We start from the raw sequence: 6,791 nt of genomic DNA, 5'->3' as shown, positions 1-6,791 counted from the left end.
CCCCGCGCGGACTGTGGTCCGTGCTCAACAACCTCTGGGACCAGTACCTGCGCGGGCATCCCGCCCGGCGGGATGCCCGCGGGCTCAGACCCCGGCCTTCGCCTCGGCCTTGGCCGACGCGCCGTCCACCGCCTCGGCGAAGTCGGCGAGCACCGGGTTCTCGAACAGCACCCTGATCGGCACGTTCACGGTGAACGTCTCCCGTACCCGGGTGATCACCTGCGCGGCCACCAGGGAGTGACCACCGATCTCCAGGAAGTCGTCCTCCCGGGCGACTCGCCTGAGCTTCAGCACCTCGGCCCAGATCACCGCGATCGCCTGCTCCGTCGGCGTCCGCGGCGCGTCGAAGTCGTCCTCGTCCCCGTCCCCGTCCATGCCGCCCTGGCCGGGCTCCGGCAGTGCCTGGCGGTCCACCTTGCCAGAGGAGGTCAGCGGCATCGCGTCCAGCGTCAGGTAGGAGGCGGGCAGCATGTACGCGGGCAGCGAGCCCTGCAGGAACCGGTGCAGCTCGCCGGTCAGGCCGCTGCGGTCGGCGATGATCCTGGAGGCGTCGTCGAGCACGACGTAGGCGACCAGCCGGTCGTCGCGCGCGACGACCGCCGCCTCGCGGACGCCCGGGTAACGGGTGATCGCCGCCTCGATCTCGGCCGGCTCCACCCGGAAACCGCGGATCTTCACCTGAGCGTCGACCCGGCCCACGTACTGCAGCCGGCCGTCGGGAAGGTAGCGGACCAGGTCACCGGTGCGGTAGAGCCGCGCCCCCGGAGGGCCGTACGGATCGGGCATGAACGACCGCGCGGTCATGCCGGGCCTGCCCCGGTAGCCGTGGGCCAGACCGGCGCCGCCGACGTACAGCTCCCCGGGCACACCGGCCGGGAGCGGGTTGAGCCGGCGGTCCATCACGTAGGTCCTGAAGTTGGCCAGCGGCCGGCCGATCGGCGGGGCGTACGCCGCGGCGGGGTCGCACGCGCCCATCGTGGCGCACACGGTCGTCTCCGTCGGCCCGTAGGCGTTGACGAACCTGCGGCCCGGCCCCCAGGTCCGCACCAGCCCGGCCGGGCACTGCTCGCCCGCGACCACCATCAACCTGACCGTGCCCAGCTCGTCGCCCCTGAGCGTGCTGAGGAACGTCGGCGGGAAGGTGGCCGCGGTCACGCCCTGGTCGCTGATGACCTTCGCCGTCTCCTGCGGGGTCATGGCCGAGGGGTCCAGCACGCACAGCGCCGATCCGTTCGGCAGCGCCATCGTGATCTCCCAGATCGAGGCGTCGAAGCTGAGCGAGGCGAAGAGCGCCACCCGGTCGTCGGGTGTCAGGGAGAACTCCCGCGACAGGGCCGAGGCGAGGTTGCTCACGCCGCGGTGCGGCACCTCCACCCCCTTGGGATGGCCGGTCGATCCCGAGGTGTAGATGAGGTAGGCGGTGGCGTCGGGCGCGGGCGTCACGCCGGGGCCGGTGGCCGGCTCCTCCGCCTCGATCGTGCTCCACCCGGTGTCCAGCTCGACCGTGCGCACCCGGTCGCCGCGCACCCGGCCGGCGTGCTCGGCCACGGTCAGGACCAGCCCGGTTCCGCTGTCGTCCAGGATGTGGCCGAGCCGGTCGGGCGGCAGCGCCGGGTCCAGCGGCAGGTAGACGCCGCCGGACTTGACGGTGCCGAGGAAGGCGACGAGCGCCTCGGCCGAGCGGCCGGTCATCGAGCCGACGACCTGGCCTGGCCGCACCCCGTCACGGATCAGCCGGTGGGCCACCCGGTTGGCGCGCTCGTCCAGCTCACGGTAGGTCAGCCGCCGCTCGCCGCAGAGCACCGCGAGCGCGTCGGGGGCGGCGGCGGCGCGCGCCTCGAACAGCGCGCCGATGCTCGCCCCCTCGTCGAAGGGGGTCTCGGTACGGTTCCACTCGGCGACCACCAGCCGCAGTTGCTCGGCGTCCAGCAGGGACAGGCGCGAGATGGGCCGGGTGGGGTCGCCCACGGCGTCGGTCAGGAGCGTGACGTACTGCTCGGCCCTGGTCCTGGCGCCGGGCGCGTCGAACAGGTCGAGCGCGTAGCGCACCTCGCCCTCCAGCGAGCCGGGCACCAGGACCAGCGCCAGATCCGAGGCCAGCGGGAAGCGGTCCGCCACCAGCTCCGAGGTCCGCACGCCAGGCAGTCGCAGCGCGCTCCAGGCCGGGGCCGCCTGGTCGAACTCCGCCTGGTAGAGCGGCCGCACGCCGCTGGAGGCGTCCAGCCGCAGTTCCTCGGCGAGCCGGTGCGCCGGGTAGGAGCCGTGCGCGGCCGCCCCGTCGAGCGCGTCACGCACCCGGGCGACGACGGTGGCGAACGACGGGTCGCCCTCGCAGCCGATCCGGATCGGGAACACCGGGGCGCGGCCGTCGCCAGGCACGGGTACGCCGACCACGACCTCGTCCTGTCCCGACCAGCGGCACAGTGCGACGGCCCAGGCGGCCAGGGTGACGGCCCGGGTGTCGGTGCGGGGGGTGGCCGCCTCGGCCTGCCCCGACCAGCGCGACAGCGCCATCGCCCGCGCGGCCTGGGTGACGGCTCCGTCGCCGGTGCCGGACTCGCGTGCGAGGGCCTCGATCCGCGCGGCCGTCTCCGGCGGGACGCCGAAGGTCACCCGGGCGCCCGTGAGGCCGGGTACGGCGGGACGGCCGCGGTCGGCGGGCAGGTCGAGGACAGGGGGCGTGCCGTCGAGCCGGTCACGCCAGTAGGCGAGATCGGCGGCGTCGCGGGCCTCCGGGGAGGACGCGGCGTGACCGTTCGAACCGGCCGCGGGGGAGGTGTCGCCGGCGGCGCGTCCGCCGGGGGACGGGTGCCCGTCGCGAAGGACGCCGTCGCGAGCGGTGGTGGGGGAGCCGGCCGCGCTCTCGTAGGCCCGGGAGATCTCCTCGGCGAGACCGGCCAGGACGCGCTCGTCGGCCACCAGCCGGTGCGCCGTCATGACGAGCGCGTGGTCGTCGTCGGCCAGCCGGGCCAGGGCGATCCGGAGCGGCGGCCCCGCTACGAGGTCGAGGCCGCGGTTGGCCTGCTCGGAGACCAGGCGCGCCAGCGACTCCTCGCGGCGGCCCGGTTCGTGCCTGCCCAGTTCCACCGGCCGGGGAACGGCGACGGGCGTGGTGCCGGGATCGGGACCACCCGGCAGTGCCGGCCGTAGGTCCTCGCGCGCCTCCAGCACGTCCTCCAGCGCGGCGGTCAGGGCCTTCTCGTCCAGAGACCCGTGTAGCCGCGCGGCGAGGGTGACCTGGTCGGTGTGGTCACCGGCGGGTTTTGCCCGGTAGGACCTCCACCCGCTCTCCTGGATCGGCGACATGTCCGGCATGAGGTGCTCCAATCAGTGCCCTGCGTGGTCGAGTTCGAGATGGACGGGGACGCGGTCGACGCCCCACATGAGGTTCGAGCGCAGCCGCTTGACCGGCCCGGTGAGTTCCATATGGGCCACCCGGCGGGTCAGCTCCTCCAGCAGCACGCGTAGTTCGAACCTGGCCAGCGCCGCACCGATGCACAGGTGCCTGCCGAGGCCGAACGTGAGGTGCCGGTTGGGGGTGCGGCCGACGTCGAAGCGGCGTGCGCCGGGGAAGGCGTCCTCGTCGCGGTTGACGGCCGGATGCCACACGCTGACCCGCTCACCGGCCCGGATGGTCTGCTCTCCGATCCTGGTGTCGCGCAGCGCGGTGCGCATGACGTTGAGGCTGGGGGCGGTCCAGCGCAGCACCTCCTCCACGGCGGTCGGGATGAGCGAGGGGTCCTCGCGCAGCCGCCGCCACTCGCCGGGGTTCTCCACCAGGGCGATGACGGCTCCCGCCGAGGCGTGCCTGGTCGTCTCGTTGCCTCCGGTGATGAGGCCGTTGATGTTGAGCAGGATCTCCTCGTCGGTGAGGGGCGTTCCGTCGATCCGGCCGCGGATCAGCACGCTGATCACGTCGTCGCCGAGGTCGCCGCGCCGTTCGGCCAGCAGGTCGGCGTAGTACGCGAAGATGTTGGCGTTCGCCTCGGCCTTCTCCGCGTCGGAGATGACGTCGTCGGAGGTGGCGGAGCCGAACGCGGTGCGCGTCCACTGGATCATCAGGTCCCAGTCGGCGCGGGGCACGCCCAGCAGCTCGCAGATGACCGAGAGCGGTAGCCTGCCCGCCACCGTGTCGACGAAGTCGAAGGAGTCCCTGGGCGCGTTCTCCTCCAGCATCCCGCCCACCGTCTCGCGCATCGCGCCTTCGAGGCGGCGTACCACCCGGGGAGTGAGCGCGGGGTTCATCACGTCGCGCAACCGGCTGTGGCGGCCGTCGGTGACGATGAGCATCTTGCCCGCGGCGGCGCGGGCGGCGGACTCGGTCTGCCCGACCTGCATTCCCCGCTCGGAGGTGAAATTCGTCTTGTCGAGATAGACGGCCACACCGTCGGCGTATTTGGTGAACGCCCAGAAACTCGGCCCCGCCGATCTCTTGTTCCAGAACATCGGCCGGTGCTCCTGCAGGTAATACAGGACGCCGAGGCCCGAGTCGGGTGCCGTGTAGATGTCCGGATCGGCGAGATCCAGCCCGTTCAGATCAACCGTCGTGTCCACTGTCATGTGGAATTCCTCCGTGCGTACACATCGAAGATGTCCGTGTTCCTCAGCAAGGGATCCTGGCCGATGTCGACCTGGAATCCACGGCTGGTGAGATCGCCGCGTACGGACGCCAGCCTGCCGTCGATGTCATGGACCTGCATGACGATTTGGTCGACCGCGTTCCAGTCATCGGGGGCGATTCCATCCAGCACATCGCACTCGGCTTTCTCGACGTTGATTTTCAGCAGCCCTATACGGTGTACGCCCTCGGTGGCCATCACCTCTGAGATCGTCCGCACCTGGCACTCCTGCTTCTCCGTGACGTGCCTGCCCTCGGCCATGTCCGTCACGTCCTCGGGAGCGAACCCGCTGTTGGCCAGGAAAGTCCTGGTCACCTCCGCATCGTGGTCGACGTCGGTGTACATCCCGGACATCGCGGTGGTCTCCGGATAGACGGTGAGGGTCGCCGTTCCCGGGGTATGGGAGAGCGCGCAGTCGAACGCCTTGGCGTTCAGGCCGTGGGCGGCCAGATTCGCGCACAGCGCGTCGTAAAGCGGCCGGGCAGGCTCGAAGGCAAGAATTCGAGTGCCCGGACATTCCCAGTGAAACGCCAGCGCCGCGATTCCTATGTTAGCGCCCACGTCGAACACCGTCATTCCCGGCTCAAGGCGTACGTCGTGTCTGAAGTAACTTCTGTCGCCCACGATGCTGCGATACTGCAGGCTGGTCTCGGCGGGATTGAGCTGGAATACCACATGTCCGTCCGGCAGTGTCATCTGGCGTACCCGCTGATTGTTTTCCAGGGTGCCTCTCCGCTGATTTCGCATATCATCACCCTTAACAAAAAGCTTATTCCAGTCAACCAGAGGTGAAACCCGACAGGGACGGAACGATCTTATGGACACGCAGAGAACGGAAGTCGGGGCGTCGGCGGAAAAGCCGCCCTCGCTCTGGCGCAATCCCGACTTCAACCGGCTCTGGGCCGGTCAGTCGATCTCGGTCCTCGGCTCCGAGCTGACCACCCTGGCTCTTCCGCTGACCGCGATCCTCATGCTGCAGGCCAGCTCCTTCGAGGTCGGTCTGCTCAACACCATGCGCACGATCGCCGCGCTGCTGCTGACGCTGATCGCCGGTGTGCTCATCGACCGCTACCGGCGCAGACCTCTCATGGTCGGCGCCGACATCGGGCGGGCCGCGGTCGTGGCCCTGATCCCGATCACGGCCTTCGCCGGGTTCATGGACATGTGGGTGCTCTATGTGGTCGCCGTGGTGGTCGGCGGCCTCTCGGTGGTCTTCGAGATCGCCTACGCCGCCTACATGCCGACGCTGCTGAGCGAGGAGCAACTGGTGGCCGGCAACAGCCGGATGGCGGCGACCGAGTCGGTGGGCGCCATCGCGGGCTCCAGCGCCGGAGGCGTGCTCATCGACCTGTTCCGGCCGGCGTACGTGATGCTGGGAGACGCGATCTCCTTCCTGGTCTCCGCCTTCGCCCTGTCGCGCATCCGTCACGTCGAGCCGCCCGTCGAGCGCCAGGACAGCGGCGGGCGCGGCGCCGTCGCGGCGATGCTCCACGACATCAAGCACGGCCTGAAGGTCACCTACCGCAACTCCTACGCCCGTCCGCTGATCCTCAACTCCGCCGGGGCGAACTTCGGGTCGATGATGATCCTGACCCTGTTCATCCTGTACGCGGCCAGGGAGCTCCAGCTGTCGGGTACCTGGATCGGCTTCATCTACGCGGTGGGCAGCATCGGCGGCGTCATCGGCGCCGTCTTCGCGGGCAAGCTGTTCGAGAAGCTCGGCTACGGGCGCGGCATCATGACCGCCCTGATCGCGTTCCGGGTGCTGTGCCTCACGCCGTTTGTGGCCGGTCCGCAGTGGCTGCAGATCATCCTGTTCTCGGTGATCTGGTTCGTCACGGTGTTCGGCGTGGTGGCCGGGAACATCGGCCAGCTCACGCTCTTCCAGTACGTGATCCCCAACCACCTGCGCGGCCGGGTCATCGGCGCGAGCCGCGCGGTCTACCTCGGCATCCTGCCGCTGGCCGCGATGCTGGCCGGGGTGCTGGGCGAGCTGATCGGGGTCAAGCCCGCCATCTACGCCGGTGCCGCGTTCCTGCTGCCCTGGATCATCCTGCTCTTCCTGTCGCCGGTGCCGAACCTGCGCAGGCTGGAGGACGCCGAGATCCTGCAGGACATCGAGGAGCCCGCCGGGAAGCCCGGCGGGCGCGAGGACGGCAAGGACACCTGAGG

Annotated in this window: 4 protein-coding genes; 1 reads left to right on the top strand and 3 read right to left on the bottom strand. The window is 70.5% G+C overall.

Annotated features, from left to right (window positions below; all coding sequences use genetic code 11):
- Positions 1-84: 84 nt before the first annotated feature.
- The 3 genes from ABT130_RS36250 to ABT130_RS36240 are packed head-to-tail and all read right to left on the bottom strand — an operon-like array spanning position 85 to position 5,366.
- Positions 85-3,315, bottom strand: coding sequence for a non-ribosomal peptide synthetase (locus ABT130_RS36250; protein ID WP_350963355.1), 3,231 nt, complete (start codon positions 3,313-3,315; stop codon positions 85-87).
- 12 nt (positions 3,316-3,327) lie between these two features.
- Positions 3,328-4,560: a cytochrome P450 gene (locus ABT130_RS36245; protein ID WP_350963352.1), complete on the bottom strand. Its 1,233-nt coding sequence runs from the start codon at positions 4,558-4,560 to the stop codon at positions 3,328-3,330.
- Complete coding sequence (locus ABT130_RS36240; RefSeq protein WP_350963349.1) at positions 4,557-5,366, bottom strand: FkbM family methyltransferase; 810 nt, start codon at positions 5,364-5,366, stop codon at positions 4,557-4,559. The genes ABT130_RS36245 and ABT130_RS36240 overlap by 4 nt, the downstream gene beginning before the upstream one ends.
- Positions 5,367-5,436: 70 nt before the next feature.
- Between ABT130_RS36240 and ABT130_RS36235 the strand changes: the two genes are divergently transcribed.
- A complete protein-coding gene (locus tag ABT130_RS36235) occupies positions 5,437-6,789 on the top strand; it encodes an MFS transporter (RefSeq protein WP_350963347.1) in 1,353 nt (450 codons plus the stop codon).
- The last annotated feature ends 2 nt before the right edge of the window (positions 6,790-6,791 follow it).

It is taken from the genome of Streptosporangium sp. NPDC001681, assembly GCF_040298085.1.
In the GTDB taxonomy this organism is placed as follows: domain Bacteria; phylum Actinomycetota; class Actinomycetes; order Streptosporangiales; family Streptosporangiaceae; genus Streptosporangium.
Note: the sequence above shows the minus strand (reverse complement) of the source record. Positions and strands in the feature narration are given on the sequence as shown.